This window comes from Blautia sp. HA3515, from assembly GCF_059933065.1.
The window spans coordinates 1-16,227 of sequence record NZ_JAYFUY010000076.1 but is presented as its reverse complement, the minus strand read 5'-3'; the positions used below and the strand labels follow the sequence as shown (position 1 = coordinate 16,227).

18 protein-coding genes and 1 pseudogene are annotated in these 16,227 nt (G+C 44.2%); 1 reads left to right on the top strand and 18 read right to left on the bottom strand.

What is annotated here, in order from left to right; translation table 11 throughout:
* The 17 genes and pseudogenes from R1Y93_RS06625 to R1Y93_RS06545 form a co-directional block, all read right to left on the bottom strand.
* A partial coding sequence (locus tag R1Y93_RS06625) for a hypothetical protein (protein ID WP_500822176.1) occupies positions 1 to 188 on the bottom strand: 188 nt, incomplete at its 3' end.
* On the bottom strand, positions 185 to 307 hold the full coding sequence (locus tag R1Y93_RS06620; RefSeq protein ID WP_500822175.1) for a hypothetical protein: 123 nt from the start codon (positions 305 to 307) through the stop codon (positions 185 to 187). The genes R1Y93_RS06625 and R1Y93_RS06620, both read right to left, overlap by 4 nt.
* Positions 308 to 439: 132 nt before the next feature.
* Positions 440 to 718, bottom strand: a complete 279-nt coding sequence (locus R1Y93_RS06615) for a hypothetical protein (protein WP_500822174.1) — start codon at positions 716 to 718, stop codon at positions 440 to 442.
* Positions 719 to 790: 72 nt separating this feature from the next.
* A pseudogene (locus R1Y93_RS06610) lies at positions 791 to 922 on the bottom strand (hypothetical protein); the annotation flags it as partial.
* 369 nt (positions 923 to 1,291) lie between these two features.
* Entirely contained in the window at positions 1,292 to 1,600 is a 309-nt protein-coding gene (locus R1Y93_RS06605) for an InlB B-repeat-containing protein (RefSeq protein ID WP_500822173.1), read from the bottom strand.
* On the bottom strand, positions 1,530 to 1,997 hold the full coding sequence (locus R1Y93_RS06600; protein ID WP_500822172.1) for a hypothetical protein: 468 nt from the start codon (positions 1,995 to 1,997) through the stop codon (positions 1,530 to 1,532). Before R1Y93_RS06600 ends, R1Y93_RS06605 begins: the two co-directional genes overlap by 71 nt.
* 35 nt (positions 1,998 to 2,032) lie before the next feature.
* A complete protein-coding gene (locus tag R1Y93_RS06595) occupies positions 2,033 to 3,943 on the bottom strand; it encodes a hypothetical protein (protein WP_500822171.1) in 1,911 nt (636 codons plus the stop codon).
* Positions 3,944 to 3,974: 31 nt separating this feature from the next.
* Positions 3,975 to 6,182 carry a hypothetical protein gene (locus R1Y93_RS06590; protein WP_500822170.1) on the bottom strand — a complete coding sequence of 736 codons (2,208 nt, stop codon included), beginning with the start codon at positions 6,180 to 6,182 and terminating at the stop codon, positions 3,975 to 3,977.
* Positions 6,142 to 6,480: a hypothetical protein gene (locus R1Y93_RS06585; RefSeq protein WP_500822169.1), complete on the bottom strand. Its 339-nt coding sequence runs from the start codon at positions 6,478 to 6,480 to the stop codon at positions 6,142 to 6,144. The genes R1Y93_RS06590 and R1Y93_RS06585 overlap by 41 nt, the downstream gene beginning before the upstream one ends.
* A gap of 32 nt (positions 6,481 to 6,512) precedes the next feature.
* Positions 6,513 to 7,718, bottom strand: a complete 1,206-nt coding sequence (locus R1Y93_RS06580; RefSeq protein WP_500822168.1) for a hypothetical protein — start codon at positions 7,716 to 7,718, stop codon at positions 6,513 to 6,515.
* Complete coding sequence (locus R1Y93_RS06575; protein ID WP_500822167.1) at positions 7,678 to 8,859, bottom strand: hypothetical protein; 1,182 nt, start codon at positions 8,857 to 8,859, stop codon at positions 7,678 to 7,680. The genes R1Y93_RS06580 and R1Y93_RS06575 overlap by 41 nt, the downstream gene beginning before the upstream one ends.
* Before the next feature lie 18 nt (positions 8,860 to 8,877).
* Positions 8,878 to 9,579 carry a hypothetical protein gene (locus R1Y93_RS06570; RefSeq protein WP_500822166.1) on the bottom strand — a complete coding sequence of 234 codons (702 nt, stop codon included), beginning with the start codon at positions 9,577 to 9,579 and terminating at the stop codon, positions 8,878 to 8,880.
* A 111-nt stretch (positions 9,580 to 9,690) separates the two neighbouring features.
* The gene (locus R1Y93_RS06565) at positions 9,691 to 10,269 is read right to left on the bottom strand and encodes a hypothetical protein (protein ID WP_500822165.1); all 579 of its coding nucleotides are present in this window, start codon (positions 10,267 to 10,269) and stop codon (positions 9,691 to 9,693) included.
* Positions 10,244 to 10,969, bottom strand: a complete 726-nt coding sequence (locus R1Y93_RS06560) for a signal peptidase I (RefSeq protein ID WP_500822164.1) — start codon at positions 10,967 to 10,969, stop codon at positions 10,244 to 10,246. The genes R1Y93_RS06565 and R1Y93_RS06560 overlap by 26 nt, the downstream gene beginning before the upstream one ends.
* Entirely contained in the window at positions 10,966 to 11,943 is a 978-nt protein-coding gene (locus R1Y93_RS06555; protein WP_500822163.1) for a hypothetical protein, read from the bottom strand. The genes R1Y93_RS06560 and R1Y93_RS06555 overlap by 4 nt, the downstream gene beginning before the upstream one ends.
* Before the next feature lie 464 nt (positions 11,944 to 12,407).
* Complete coding sequence (locus R1Y93_RS06550; RefSeq protein WP_500822162.1) at positions 12,408 to 13,100, bottom strand: hypothetical protein; 693 nt, start codon at positions 13,098 to 13,100, stop codon at positions 12,408 to 12,410.
* A gap of 169 nt (positions 13,101 to 13,269) precedes the next feature.
* On the bottom strand, positions 13,270 to 13,923 hold the full coding sequence (locus R1Y93_RS06545; protein ID WP_500822161.1) for a signal peptidase I: 654 nt from the start codon (positions 13,921 to 13,923) through the stop codon (positions 13,270 to 13,272).
* Positions 13,924 to 14,308: 385 nt separating this feature from the next.
* Here R1Y93_RS06545 and R1Y93_RS06540 point away from each other — a divergent pair, with 385 nt between their 5' ends.
* On the top strand, positions 14,309 to 15,478 hold the full coding sequence (locus tag R1Y93_RS06540; RefSeq protein ID WP_500822160.1) for a ribose-phosphate pyrophosphokinase: 1,170 nt from the start codon (positions 14,309 to 14,311) through the stop codon (positions 15,476 to 15,478).
* Between the two features lie 138 nt (positions 15,479 to 15,616).
* Here the strand turns inward: R1Y93_RS06540 and R1Y93_RS06535 are convergent.
* Positions 15,617 to 16,227 (bottom strand): alanine:cation symporter family protein (locus tag R1Y93_RS06535; RefSeq protein WP_500822159.1); only part of this gene is annotated, 611 nt, incomplete at its 5' end.

Below are 16,227 nucleotides of genomic sequence, written 5' to 3'. Positions count from 1 at the left end.
CTTGGTGTTGTGCCTACAGATACCGTGGAAGGATCTGTCTCTGCTTTTTCAGCATCTTTGTTAAGGCTGGTGTACCATCCAAGGAAGGTATAGCCCTTTCTGGAAAGCAGTGTTCTGTAATCTGCAGCTGCATACTTTTTGTTAGTGTTGTAATATGCTGCTGTAGTTCCAAGCACACGATAAATCATCCATTCTCACCGGTAGTACTTTCCAGCACCTGTGTGGTGTTATCTGCAGCTGCTGTACAATAACCGGCAAGAGGAGCTCCGTATGCCGGATTCTGGGTACTGGCCTGTGTATTGTCCATCCAGTGTCCGCCATTCAAATCATAAGTTACATTTACCGGCGTATATTCTGCAGTAACACTTAGCGCTATCTTATCCGGATTTCCGTCTGGAGAACCAAGAGTTACGACCCAGCGTGCGGATCAGCAGTGCGCTTAAGGCCTGGGCAGAAGAAATCTTTTCTTTACAGTTGCTCCATTCTCACCATAAGAATAGAACCATCCATTTTCATTATCAAAGGTACTTCCTTCTTTCCATGCATAAGGAAGTTCAGTCATGTAGCATTTATTTCCCTGCGCATCTTTATACCAGAAGCTGTTTGCCTCTGTTACTGGCGTATCATATACCCAGTAGCATTCCAGAGAAGGGATTGCATCCTGACCTGCAGCGGGCGCCTGCTGACCTGCAGTAACCCAGCTGCCCTCTCCTGCCAAAAACTCTACCTTATAGGTATTCGCCTGCCAGATAGCATAGATGGTGGTATTGGCAGCAAAAATACTCTCTTTATCTACCCAGCCATCTTTGCTGTCCTTTGTGGCATTTTTGTCGGTATTCCAACCATAGAAGGTATAGCCTTTTTGGCTGCTGCCTGTACCAGTCCTTTGCTGTTTCCTTGTGTTACACTTGCATCTGTAAATGCAGGAATTGTTCCAAGTGTTTTATCTACTCCAACATTTTCCCTGATAGCAGAAACCCCTGTAGTAAATGCTGCATCCACAGGTCTTCCATTTTTCTGGTTCAGATCAAAAGTAATGGTTGCATATCTTTTCTGTACCAGATGTACATGAAGAGTGATCACTGCAGATCCGTCTTTGTTTGTATCTTTTGTCTTATAATATTCAGCCAGCGCCTTTGTCACAGTGCTGCTGGCACTGATGGACTGATCTCCTGTGTAGCCGTCTTCCTGGATCTGCACCTCAGTCACACCAAGGGTATTGGTGGAATAATTGATCAGGTTTACACCAGAAGCGGTAAGGATCCTGTCCCCGTATGTAACATAAGCCATTTCAGAAGACACATAGGAATTGCCGTCTTCTGCCTTTTGTCCAATGACTGTTGCCTGCAAATTCTGCCTCGTTATAATAACCGGCAGCGCTGCTCTCATCCATCCTCAGCTGGAATTTCACCCTGACCTTTTCCCACTTTGCATACAGGGTAAAGTCATTGGCAACTGTAGTATTGATCTGGGTGGCAGGACTTCCTGTACATTCCGGATTGTTGTACCAGCCTCTGAAATAATAGCCTTCACAGAATCCATCCTTTAAGAGGAAGATGCTGATCTGTTGCAGTGGATGTATAGTTTTCTGGATTTTCATTATTCGCCAGAGCTTTCTCATCCGCATCCAAAAGGATTCCCTGTGGATTCAACACATATATAATGGATACCAGATGGGTACCAAATACGGTCTGATCCGCAGCACCGGATCTGTCATTATACTGCTTGTCCTCCTCTGCTCTGGAAATACCTTTTTCCCCATAAGCAGCAGAATAAAGACCTGCTTCCTGCACACTCAGTCTTCCCTGTCCATCTGTGATCTGAGCAAATGCATTTGGTGCATAGACCTGGGCGCCATCTGTTATCGCCAGGTTCTGGGCTGACAGGGAATCTGTTACCCACACACCGATACGATTGCTTTTGTATCTACTTGGCTCATTGCCCTGATAAGGATTATCAAATGCATTCTTAGCCTCTCTTATACTCAACAGTTCCATAGTCTGCACTGATCCTAGCTGCTTTAATGCTGGTGTCATTGCCTGAAATCAGGATCTGACCATAGGGGGCACATATACTGCCTGTAGCAGCATCTGCCATGGCTACGCTGCCATCTGAAATTTGGAGACTTGCTTGCAGGTACGTGTTTTCCAATATTATCCCCTTTTGCTGAGTAATAATCAGAAAGAGCCTTTGTCTGCGACTGGGTCATACCAAGCACAGCATTTTCTCCCAGCTTCACCTGTCCGCCGGAAACCTGAACCGTGGTATTGGCGCCGCCCAGATAGCCGCCATCTTCAATATTCACAGTTCCACCATTTATGGTTACTGCAGCAGACTGTGTGTAATTGCTGTAATTATAGATGGGATATTTGTATACGTAGTCCAGCTTGTTTGCAGGAAGCTGCTTTATAAAGCCGTACAAATAACCGGATGTACCTACTGCTGCCGTATTTAATGTTCCGCCGGATACTGTAACCTTTCCATTCCAGTCACCACCTGCAAATTTCCTGGCATTTACAGTACCAGACTTGATCACAAGGCCAGGGAGATCCTTTCCATCGATTACGTTGGTCTGCTTGCTGATTCTTAGGTCCAGCGCAGCCTTTGTGGCAGCGCAGTAAATAGAGACACTGCTTTGGGGCGAACAGAATCCACTGACAACTACATAATCTGCGTTGATGGTACCGCCATCCACCAGAATATCCTGGGAAAAGAAATAGCTTTCTTCATTTCCAAAAGATTTTACTGTTAAAACAGCATCCGAAAGAACCTGAACCTTGGTGAACCGAAGGCGGCTGTCTGCCGTATACTTAGCGCCATTTTGAAGGATCACCTGTTTGGCCTTACTTGTTTCATAATCATTGATGGTATAGGTTCTTGTGTCAGCTGACGGATCAAAATTCGTAACAATTTCAGAATCATCAACCGTTAAGGTGCCGCCAATTCCATAATCAAAAGGATAACCGCCTGTTGATTCACTTCCAATGGATTTCCACTGGATCTTACTTTTATCGCTGACTGTCACATCCCCACAACCGGAGAATAATTCTGTGGTATAGGAATATCCGGTGGTAATGTCAATGTCGCTTCCCTGGATCTTTATGTTTTCAACATATCTAGCAAAGCCGGTGCTGTCTCCCCATGCTTTATTGTAGAACTTACAGTCTTCTATGGTAAGGGAACCACCTTTTTGTGTTCCATACAGCAGATATCCACCATAACCGGATTTATAATTAAGCTTAAGATTCTTAAGTGTCAGATTTCCAGGTTTTCCTGTGATCGTACCGGCATTGATCAGATAATCAGAAGGTGAATTGGTCTGTGCACGGTTAAAATACAGCACATCTGTATCTTTGCCATTCTTCCCTGCAAGAGTAAGGGAAGAAGGATTTTTCAGCTGGAAACGGAAAAGCGCAATTTTCCCATCCAACTGAAGCTTGACCTTTCCGCCCTGGCTTTCATCTGATGAGCTTTCCACCAAAACTCCAAACTGATCATCCTGACATTTTTGATAGATCCTAGACAATATGATCTGATTATTGGAAGTGGTCTGATTGTCAAAATCTGATGCAAAACGGATCCGATTGCTGGTCATATCTGCTTTGTTTACGCCATCAAATTCAGCACCTTTAGGATCTTTTATCTGGTCATTTTTCAGATTAGACTGCACGATCCTGTAATTACCGGAATAAGTAAAGCGTTTATCCGCATCTGTGTCAGTCAGTTTTCCGGAGCTGTCCACATCCACAAGCTGGGTCACAAATCCATTGCTGTCAAAGCTGTAGCTGCTGACCCACAGATCCAGTGGAAGGGCATGTTCATCATCCACCACGTAGATGTAGGTATTTCCCTTTGGCATATTAAAGGTAATACTGTTCCCCTGCCAGCTTTCCCCTGCCAGTGCATTGTGATACTGGCCATTGCCGTCAATATACCACACCACAGTCCGTGTACGATACAGCTCTGACTGTACCCTAAGGGTAAGCTGCAGTACCTCCGGATACAGATGCCGTCCGTACTTCGATCTGCTGCAGATCTGAAATATCTGTCATGGTATTAGATGTAAATACAGCATCATCACCTTTCACCGTCAAAGTATACAGATCTGTACCATAAACCTTCGTCAGATTATACTTATCTTTGGCAGCATATAACAGAAGCTGGTCTTTCTGGCTAACATTAATATTAGTATTTTCAGGAAGTAAAGCCCCATCGGCATCAATGCCTGTTGCCTTTGGCCCGGAAAGGGAACCAAATTGCCAGGAACCTGCGTTTCCATCGGCTGCCACTGGTGGCGCAAAGGTGATCTGATCTTCTGTGTGCCAGCTTTTTGTAGTTCCATCTGTATCCTGTGCAGTTAAGCGAACATTATCCGGCATAGATGCAAATGTATTGGAAGCCTCCGGAAAATCTGTATTATCATAAATATAGTTAATATATTCATCACTTTGAAGGGTTGTGGTGTCCTGGATCGTTCCACCGGTAATTTCTACCAGGCTTCGCTGGATACTTCCTTTCGTTCCATGGCTGGCTCTTGCACCGATCTCATCTGCATTTACAGTACCGCCGGTAATAAGTGTTTTTTTCCAGCGCTTGGTACCGTCTGCATAAACCGTATTCAGATGGTACACATTTCCTACGGTTTTTGCCGTTATCTGTCCGCCTGAAACTGTAAGATCACTTTTTGTACCAAAGCTTCCGTCGCACCAGATCAAGCCATCAGATACTGTTGTTTCATTAAAGAATGTAAGATTGCCGGCTGCATAAACCTGTGCCCCGGTAAAAGCCACAAACCTTGGTGTGTTTGTACCTGGTATATAAGTACTGTTTCCAAGCATCATACATTCATTATTTGCATAACCGGAAGCTGCTTTTACCCCATTTTGCAAAGCCGTATCATCAAGTGATACCTGAGATTTCAAATCCCCATTGTCATCCAGACATTGAAGCACATATCCTTGAACCGGGTTGTCCTGATCCATGGCTGTAATGGAAAGATCATAATAATCCACTGCTCCCACAGCTGTGGTTTTATAATGACCGAACAGATAAATCCTGGTAGAGGCTCCTCCAAAGCTATAGGTTCTTGTGGTAGCAACACTGGAAGAGAATACCCTGAAGGGATAATCATCCTCATTCTGATTTGCCTGCGTAATAGAGTAAACACGGCTATCACTGCTGTTTAGAGAGGGATAATATCTGCTTGTCGCTTTATCATATCGGATATTTGAATAGGTATTGGCGGTGATCAGGTTGGTGATCAGCCGTGCAGATCCATTTGTGGTAATATAAGAACCAACGATCAGTGTATTACAAATTACTGTTCCATTGGTGAATCTGGTATTGGATGCATCATACACGGTACCCTTTACGATCACATATCCACTGGTATTAATATCACCGGAAGCATACTGATCCTGATTTGTGGTCAGCACATTCCCATCAATAACCACAGAAGTAGAACCCGTAACAGACATGGAGTGACGGTTGGACAAAACGTCCCCATAAATGTGAGCATAGCTGGAGCCGCTTATGTTTATGCCATAATAATATCCCCGTGCTTCTTTTACATATAACTGACTGTCTCTCACGTTCATATACATGCTGTAGGTGAATACAGTCCTGTCCTTTGCCTGAATACTGGATTGGTTGAAATACACCGATCCAACCCGTGAGGTATAGGTAAGATAACGAAATGGAGTTTCCTTCTCGTAAGCAGTTACATCCAGCTTCTGAATCGTGCAGCTAAAATCTCCGAAAATCGTTCCCAGTACAGCTTTACTGTTTCCAGTATCAATCCCCTGTACATAAACGGTTCCTCCGTATTTGGCCTCCGCATGAAATCCTGAAGTGGAAATATCAGCGATCACATTGTTATCGCCTTTCAGATTCAAATAAACCGTATACTGATTGGTTTTATCTGTATCCAGAACCACATTGGCATACTGGGTAAGATCTGTATTTTCAAGGGCCTGACTCATGTTTTTCCCCTGATCGTCATACAGATTCTCCAGTTCGATCTCGCCCAGCTTTGTTCCTGCTGCCTGATCCCTGTAAGCATCCGTAGCAATCATCTTACAGTCTTTCAGGGTAATGGTCATGGCTGATACAAGAGTCAGCTGATTCTGTGTGTCTGTATTTTTACTTGTGATCTGACGATGTATCCCCATAATCCCAGACATAGAAATACTCGTCCTGATGGCCTACATAAGAAGCATTCGCCTGAAATGCAGGGCTTAAGGCATTTACCTTCATGCCGTCGTATTCAGATGGTGTCATCACCTGCGTATACCAGAAGCCGTCCACTGTACGGCCATTGGGCATCGTCACCTTCTCTTCAAAAGTGATCTTGCTTACAGCCAGATCCACATATAAGGAGGAAAGATTAGAGGTATAGCTTGCCTTAATATTTCTGTAGGGCATCACAGCCTTCCAGGTGAGATAATTTGCACCTGAATCATAAGTGGTTTCCTCTGGCAAAAAGCCTTCCGTAAATGTCCACCGGCTGAAATTCAGCGGATTTGTTGCGCTGCATCTCCAAACCAGTTCACTGCCGGTCGTAAGACAGAAATGGTCATGGTCTTTTCAGAGCCATTAGGTGTCTGAACCTGACCATTCACCAGAAGCTCCCATCCATCAACTACATCAACAGTCAGCTTATACTGACCGGTTCCCCATAAGCTGGAAAGCACTATAGGGGTAATTTTGATCTTGGCTTCATAATCAGCAAGGGACTCCCCTTCTCCTTTACTATCCAGGATGCTTCCCACAGAGAAGGTCATGTCTTCTAAAAGCATTGCTCCTGAAGGTGTAGACCAGCCTGCAAACTCCTGCTTAGCTGCTCCTTCCCTTTGGTCCAAAAGCACAGGCAGCTGTGAAAGACCGATTCCCGTAAGATAATCGGACAGATTTTCCCCATACACAAAATGGTCAAATTCCAGCAGATGATCAGCCTCATTCCAGGTCACATATTGATTGGATTGTGCAAAAGCAGAGACAGAATCATAAGTAGTTCCATTTGCCTGGACCTTCAGTTTGGTCAGATCTACATTACTGGAAATCAGGAATCTTACAGGAAAGCGATCGGCTTCCCATACGGCCGTAAGCGCTATAGAGAAAGTACCATCTTCCGATTCTGTAGCATCATCCAAGGATACCGTATAGCTTTCCTTTATAAGTCCGCTTTTTTCATCACCAGGCTGTATCTTCCATCCCTGGAACTGGTACCCAAACCGATAAGGTGCCGGTAGCGCTACCACATCTCCCCATACACGATTCTCATATGTAGTCACTTGTTTCAGGGTCTGGTAATCATCATTACTGTTTTCATCCGGAGTATAGCCCAGATCTACCCTTACTGTTACCGAAGCAGGTTTCATCTCTGCATTTAAGGTAAGGTTGCTGGCATATCCGGCAGGAAGCACCGTATTGACTGTACTATCCTCTCCGCATGTCCAGCCTTTGCAGGTATAGCCTTTCTGTACATATACAGGCAGCTGGATCTGATCTGCTGTCCCAATATAAGCACCAACTTTCTGATGGTATCCGATCATCTCTCCTGTGCCGCTAATGGTACCGGTATACTTTACACGATAGGTATCCGGCCATGTGTCTTCCTTTGTAAGCTCAGCACCATCATGAAAATAAGTAATTCCATAATCACAGATAAAATTAGTATCAGAAGCATTGGAAATTGTCTCTGCACCTGTGATAGACACATTGGCTGTTCCATTTTCGGTTGTACCAACAGACTTCTATATTACGAAGTGCATTTCCGGCTCCTGTAAAGGACAGGGTCTTTGCACCGGTTACATCCTCTTTGAATCCAAGAAGAGATGCGTCCTGCACTGTACTGCTATTTACCGTCAGATTATCTTTTGCTGCCACCTTGCAGCCTGATGCATTCATTACTGCAGTATCCAGTGTAATGGAGCCGGCATCCAGATCATGAAATACCAGGTTGCTTCCGGAAAGGGCAATGGATCCGCTTCCTGTGGTATTTCCTGTTACAGTGAAGGAACAGCTGCCTGCCTTGATGGTAAGACTGCTGCCTGCTGACAGTTCCATATTCCCGATCTTCAAAGCATCAGAAAGAGTCAGCACTGCCTTTGCCTTTTCCATCAGTCTTAAAGTGCCGATACTGGAACTTTTGCTTACAGAAAGCATGACAGAGCCAAAGTCCCCATCTTCTTTTGCAATGGAATTGATCTGCAAAACAGACAGTTCACTTCCTGTACCAGCAAAATCTACAGAAATATCCTGCTGTCCGGAATAAACTTTTCCATCGTATGTATTGTCACCCACATAAACGGTTCTTGTACCTGCATCCTGTCCGCTTCCGGTAAGGCGGTATCCCTTTCCGGTGCCTGTCAAAATGTCGCCTGCAGAAGTAGAAACAAACTGTGCATTGGTGAGAAGATACACCTGTTCCACAGATACTGTACTTAAATTAATTTCTGTAAGTCCTTCCTCTGCAGCAGGCATCGGATCATCCATCAAATGATCTGTAAAAATCTCCTCTGTCTGATCTTCTTCTGCTATATCTGTTTCCTGGGATGTCTGTGTTTCCCCAGTTATCTGTGTCCCTCCAGATATCTCTGTTTCCCCGGATGCAGAAGCATCTGTCTCTTCTTTTACAGACGCATCCTGCCCCTCAGTTTCCTGGGGCTGTTCTTCCTGGGGCAGCTGTACCTCCTCCGGTTCTTCTGTATCTTCCACATCCATGGTCTGAGTACTTTCCAGGACTTCCGGCTGGGTGTCATCAGCCAGTACAACCGTTCCTGAAACACTTTGCATGATCATTGCAAATGCGAGGAGGATACTTATTAATTTATTCATTTTTCTGTCTTTTCTGTTCAAGTCTTTTCCCTCCTCGTTTTATTTTGTCAGATTGATCTCAGTCCCCATACCGGATCGATCTGTAAATTGGTCTGTAATATTCTTGAAAAACAGCAACTGATATGTAGTATTATCTTCTGCTTTAAGGATCCCCTGTCCGGATGCATCTAACCAGTCTGCCATATCCGTGTTGGTACTGTCCGGATCCAGCTGCCCAGTCTTCCATTTAACTGTAATATTACCGCTGTAGTCATTGGTCTGGATAGTAAGAAGTACCGTTCCATCTGACTGATCCTTTACTGTATAAGATGGGCTGCCCTCCGATACGATCTTAAAAGTAGCTGAAAGTGTTTTCTTATAAGGTGCTGTAGTATTTACAGTAATAGTTACTGTATCACCCTTCTTTACATCTGTACCAGGTGTAAGATGAATGGTCTGGGATGTGCGGTCTTTACTCTTTTTGAATACTCCTTTATTAGGATCACTACATACCCATTTTCCATCCACTTTTATTGTATAGCTGATGTCGTCCCCTGCAATAAGGGCAACATTCTCTTTTTCATAATTATATAGAAGAATGTCAATTCCGGATCTCCAGTCTGTAACATCATAGGAGGCTCCTTCTTCTTCCAGAAGATCGGAGGTTATATGAAAATCGGATGACTTCATTTCTTCCTGTTTCTGATTATCTGACCGGTATCTGGCCAGAACCCCTCCTGCCAGGATACCTACAAGAACCACCAGAAGGAACAGCCACAGCCATTTCTTCCGGATCTGTTTCTTTTCTTATGATTGCCTGTCTGGCTTGTATTGATCTCTCTTTTCATCATTCTGAATCTTCACCGCTCTCTTCTAGTCTGTCTGCTTTGCATTCACATTTAATACAAGTACGGATGTACCGCTTGTATTTGCGTATTTTGCATCTGCTTCTTCACTGGGCCAGCTTACACTTAACACATAATTTTTTTCCAACGCTTCTGCCGGTGCAAAGGTAACTGCAGCTGATTCCTTAGCCAGAACTGCATCGTCCCCAAAACTTTTTACCTTGCACATCTCTTTGCTGGTCCCGGATCCTTCAGGATCCACTTCTGTCACTTTGCATTCAAGGGGCATGCTGCCTGTCAGCTCCAGCCCTATGGTATATTCCGTAGTGACCTCATTCACTTTGCTGTCTTTCTCGTTACTTACTGTAAAATGGTATTCACAGGTATCTCCTGGCTTCTGCACTTTTTTCAGGTCGATCATCTGGCTCCCACTGCCATCTGCAAGCTGAAATACAAAAGCCGCTACCCTGGCGGTATCGCCTCCGGAACTTTCCGTTGTATACCTGGCATATACATTTCCCATCATCCAGAGAGAAAGCATGACCAGACATAAAAGAACTGCCACCGCCTGATAGATCCGGCTAATTGTTCTGTTTTCCTTCTCCATCTTCTCTCTCCTTTCTATTCTTGGATTCCTGTATGTTCTCTGTCTTTATGATTTTGTCCTGCAGCATATCCTTTTTAGGGTCTTCCTGCTGTATGACTTTTTTTGATTCATTCTGCTGTATATCCTTTTTGGGTTCTTCCTGGTTCATCTCTTCTTTCAGCCTGCGGATCTCTTCCTTGATTCCTTCCAGCTGTCGGTCATCTGACACCTTCTGCTTCCTGAAAGAGCCTTCCATCAAAAGCACTGCGCATACCAGCAGCAAAATGATTCCCACCGGTGTTTTCAAAAAGCTGACCAGGCTTCCCAAACAGGGGATCCAGCCAACCACAACTCCCTTGATCTGGCTTACATCAAAAACCGGATCTGCCGCTTCATTGGCATCGCCCTTTGTGGTCACCAGATTTCCCTCTATCTGGATCACACGGTGGACGATCAGTTCCTGACCTGACTGATATACAACGATCTGTCCTGGTTCTGCCTGCTTTTCTTCTTTTACCAAAAGCAAGGTACCTTTTGAAAACGTAGGCTCCATACTGCCGGAAAGCACATTGGCGATCCCATAGCCAAAGGGCATTGGCAGATGATTGCCTCCGATTCCGGATGCATTTGCAAAATACACATTCACTCCCAGGATCAGACCGATCACTGCCAGCAGGATCCTTCTCAGAACCGGACTTGTCTTTCTTTTTGCATTTTTCATGATCTGTCCTGTTCTTTCTTCCTTCTATATATAAAGTACAGTCCCATGCCAAACACTGTTGCAGCTGCCGTCAGGATCAGGATCCACCTTGTAACCGTTGTATTGTCTCCTGTCTTAACTGGGTTTATGGATGTGCCCTGGCTTCTGTCTGCTGCACCGCTGTCTGTATCCATAGAAGCCTGTGTGTGAATGGTTACTGTATAGGTAAGTTCCTGTCCATCAGTAAGATTTCCAAGAGCTGTATCCCTGTCGTCTTCCTCCTGTTCAAACGGCCACTGCCAGTAAATGGTGTAATCCTGGCTTAGCCCGGCTTCCATCTGTCCCTGGGCAGATACGCCGTTCAAGTCTTCTGCATTTTCCCATGTATCATCACTTCCAAGAAGCCACCCATCTGTATTCTTCATTTTTGTAAGCACCGGAAAATCTATGTCTCCTGAGCTTGTGCTTGCCTCTATCCAGACCTTATAATCAGCTTCCTTGCTTCCTGTGTTTTTCAGTGAAAAGGTATATTGTCCATCTGTGCCAGGTGCTACGATCTTATCCCCGTTTTCCCCTCGCACGGAAATCTCTCCGTATCCGTTGGTATATCGGATATGAAAAAGATCAATGGAGGTGTCAGTGCTCCAGATCTGCTGATCATCTGAAACCTGAAAACCAGCATTTGCATTGCCTGTTGTGCTGCCTGTAGTGGTATTTCCTGTAGTGGTTCCTTCATCGCTGCCGGTCATGCTGCCAGATGAAGTTCCTGCACTGCTGCCGGTGGTCGCTTTATTCTTTGACAGCTGCTGTTTTTCAGAATAAGTCTGTCCTTGATACAGGCTGATCTCACAGTCGCTCTTTCTGGTAAAATGAAATAGATAGGTGCCAACCAGAGCTGCTGTAGCGATCACCATCACTGCCAGTAAAAAAACTGCAGGCCAGAGGATCCGCTCCTGATTATGTAATTTTATTCTCCCTAATTGTCTCTCCGGCATATTGTCCCTTCCTCCTGTTCCCGGATCATACGTTACTGTTCACTCCGTTCACAGTAACGTAGCCAAAATTCATTCCAGATTGCCTGCGGCAATGGAATTTTGGCTTGTATGTCTCGGGATTTTGGCATATTCATGCCAAAACACCTCGCGGGATAGTGGTGTGTGAACAGTAACGATCATTCTCTGTGGTTTCTGTTATTATTTCGGGGTTGTTGCTGCTTCTATATGGTTTCTGTTATTATCTGTTATGTGTTATCTGTTATATTATCTGTTAGGTCATCTGCTATGTATCTGTTATGTATCTGTTATGTTATCTGTTCTCTTTCCTGTAACTTTTGGCTTTTCAAAAAAGCAGATATCTCTCCTTCTTTGAAAAACCAGAAGTCCCTCTTCCCTGCCACTGGGAAGAGGATTCTCTGGTAGGAATCACTTTGTTGCAACTATGTATGTTGCATATGGATCGATTAGTCGATCTGGGTTGCGGTAATAGTGATCTGCAATTTCACTTCATCAAGTGTCTCTTTGTTACCCATAGTGGTATCTTTCACATCCTGAGCAACCATATCATTTCCACTTGTATCAAACAGCCACCGCCAATATACAGTATGAGTATTGGCTCCTGCCTTCTTGAACGCCTCAGGAAGCTGTCCCGGCTCATACCGTTGTGTTCCAGTTGCAGCACCAGACAAATTTTGGATAGCGGCAATCATATCATCCCATGTGCCCCAAGTTCCATCATCATCAAGCTTCCACTGGATATTTGTATTGTTTTTAATATCAGGAGCAATCTGACTTCCGGCTGTGCTTACAGTAAACTGATAAGCAACTTCAGGCGCATCATCTTTCGTACCATTTTTATCAATATCAGCACCACCGTATGTAAAATCAAATGTTCCACTATTTGTTGTACCAGGTGCAATTACATGTGCACCATCATCTGATTTCACTGTTGAATCAGTTGTAGTATCATATGCTGATTTAAAAAGATCATTTAATGTTACAGTTGCTGACTGGAATCCCCATTTAGCTACTCGTGCACTGTCAGTTCCATTTGCTGAAGTAGTATACTTCGCAAAAGTACCGGAGATTGCACATGTGCTCAGAAGAACTGCAACCAGAAGACCGGATGCAGCACGCATCATTTTGTTTTTTCTCATAGCTCTTTTTTCTCCCTTCTTTCTCGCGTTCCCTGTTGTCAGGAATGCTCCTCGCCGTTCCACAGAACAGGCGGTTCGCCATTCCGATAATGCCGGAACGGTCAAGACCATTCCTCACCTTCCGGAACAGGATTTAATTTATATCTAATTCCGATGTGGCATCCCGGAATCAAATATCCTTTGGATTGTTTTTCTCTTTTTCAGCACGCAGTGCTTCCAGCTCAGCAAGAAGTGCGTCTGTATCCTTCTTCTTGGACTTTTCATATGCCCGGCGGCGGATCACATCATAAGCCACCAAAAGGATGATCGGGCAGATCACACAAATGATCAGGCCCTGGGTAGTCTGCATGAACATGGCCACATTGCCAAGTCCTTTCAAGCGGGTCTTATATACACCGATCAGATTTTTAGCCGGAACGGTAGGCAGATCCTCTGTATTATTGGCATCACCCTTGGTGATCCAGGCCAGATTGCCTTCATCGTCTGTAACAACCTCCTGCACACGGTGGGTAACTGTGGCAGTGCCATTCCCTTCTGGATCATAAAAACAGATCACATCACCAGTCTTAATGTCCTGGGGTTTTGCCGTATTGCAAATGATCAGGTCGCCGGATTCAAACTCCGGATACATACTGTCAGTAAGTATTATCATAGGAAAGATCCCGCTGATACTGGGAACCTGATCTTTATTCGTATAGCTTTTGATGATCAGTGTACAGTTGATCACCAATATAGGAATCAGGATCACGCATAGTACAATGCCAATGCCTGTAAGTATCTTATGTCCAAGAGAACTTTTCTCTTTTTCCTGTGTCTGCTTCATTTCATTCCTCCCTGTTATGTCGCTCTATAGCAAGCAGATCTTTTTCTAAAAAAGAATAAACTGACCCACTTTCATTTATATTTTACAATATAATGTGCCATTTTTCAATAATTATAACGCATATATTTATAAAAATCATTGAATAAAATCAATTATCTTTAATTATTCGTCACTACAACTACAAAAAATATCGTTTATTTACAGATATAAATATTTTATTCACATTTATCATATGTCTTTCATTTTGTTCTTTTTTTGAAACAGTGTGCCGTTTTTCCCGCTTTCAGGCACAAAAATCAACAAATGCCTTGACCTTACCTGCCTCTGATGTTATAAATAAGAGATGAGCGTTCTTTTTGCATCTTAATACTTTAGGAGGAATATTATGCCCAATATTGAATTGCTTGAAAAATCTATACCTGTTGCCCCGATTCGGATCGCAGCGCTGGCAGGATGCCGGGATCTGGCAGAGGAAGTAGACAAAAAGCTGGTAAAATTCCGTAAAGAACTGGTGGAAAATAAGAAATTAAGTATTATACCACAGGGTTACAGCGAAGATACTTTTCTTGTAGACTGTGAATGTCCCCGCTTCGGTACTGGCGAAGGCAAAGGAATCATCAAAGAATCTGTCCGCGGTACAGACCTTTTTGTTATGGTAGATGTTACCAATTTCAGCCTTACCTACAGCGTATGCGGCCATGAGAATCACATGTCCCCGGATAATCATTTCCAGGATCTTAAAAGGATCATTTCCGCTGCCACAGGAAAAGCACATCGTATCAGTGTGATCATGCCCTTCCTTTATGAAGGACGTCAGCACCGTCGCTCCAAGAGAGAGTCTCTGGACTGTGCGCTTGCACTTCGTGAGCTTGGCGAGATGGGTGTTTCCAATATCATTACCTTTGATGCACACGATCCCCGTGTACAGAATTCCATTCCTTTAAGTGGTTTTGATAATTTCTTCCCTACGTATCAGTTCCTGAAGGCACTTGTAAAAAGTGTTCCTGATTTCAAGGTTGATAATGATCACCTGATGATCATCAGCCCGGACGAGGGAGCTATGTCAAGAGCCGTATATTTCTCCAATATTCTGGGCGTTGACATGGGTATGTTCTATAAGCGCAGGGACTATTCTGTGATCGTAAACGGCAAGAATCCTATCGTAGCCCACGAATTTCTTGGTGATTCTGTGGAAGGCAAGGATGTAGTTATCATCGATGACATGATTTCCTCTGGCGAGAGTATGCTGGATGTGGCAAAACAGATCAAGGAGCGTCATGCAAAGCGTGTATTTGTATGCACCACTTATGGTCTTTTCACAGATGGACTTGCCAAATTCGATGAATACTATGAAAAGGGATGGATCGATAAAGTGATCACTACCAACCTGAATTACCGTATTCCGGAGCTTCTCACAAAGCCATACTATGTAGAAGCAAACATGAGCAAATACCTTGCAAGCATTATCGATATCATCAACCATGATGTATCCGTTGAGAAGGTACGTTCCAGCAACGAGAAGATCATGTCCCTGATGAAAAGAGTCAATGCATGATTCCTTATAATGAATAAAGCTGAAGGCACAGTCTGCGGCAACCAAATCCGCTCACTGTGCCTTTTTAATGTATCCTCTGCTAAAAAGCGTAACATATCAAATACTGAGTTAAAGAATCTGCTTTTACGCAGGTTCTTTTTACTGCATCACCTTATGAACTTCAGATATTTTCTCTGTCTTTTTCTCTTTCTCATATTTCTTTAATTCTGCCAGCGCTTCCCCGCCCAGCGGATAAAGCAATATAATATTGAAGATCGTCATCAGACCGATCCCCACATCTCCCAGATCCCACACAAAGGTATACGCTGCCAGGCCGCCAACAAAAAGCATTACCAATGCCAGTACCTTATAAGCTGTCTGCCAGCACCATTTATCACCGAAAATGTAGGCAACATTGCTTCTTGCATAAAACAAAATCCCAAGAAAAGTGGAAAAGCTGAAAAGGAACAGGGTTACTGCAATAAATATTACCCCAAACCTGCCAAGATGGTACTCCATGGCTTTCTGCATCAGGTCCATTCCAGTAAGGCCGGCAGTCAATTCCTCAGGAGCAAGAAGCATGATGAACGCAGTACAGCTGCAGATCACAACTGTATCGATAAATACTCCCAGTGCCTGCACAAGACCTGCTTTTACAGGACTGCTGCACTCTACTGCAGCCGCCGCGCAAGGAGCAGAGCCGGAGCCGGCTTCATTGGAAAAAAGCCCTCTTTTCACTCCATTCATAAGCACTGCTCCAAAGCCTCCGG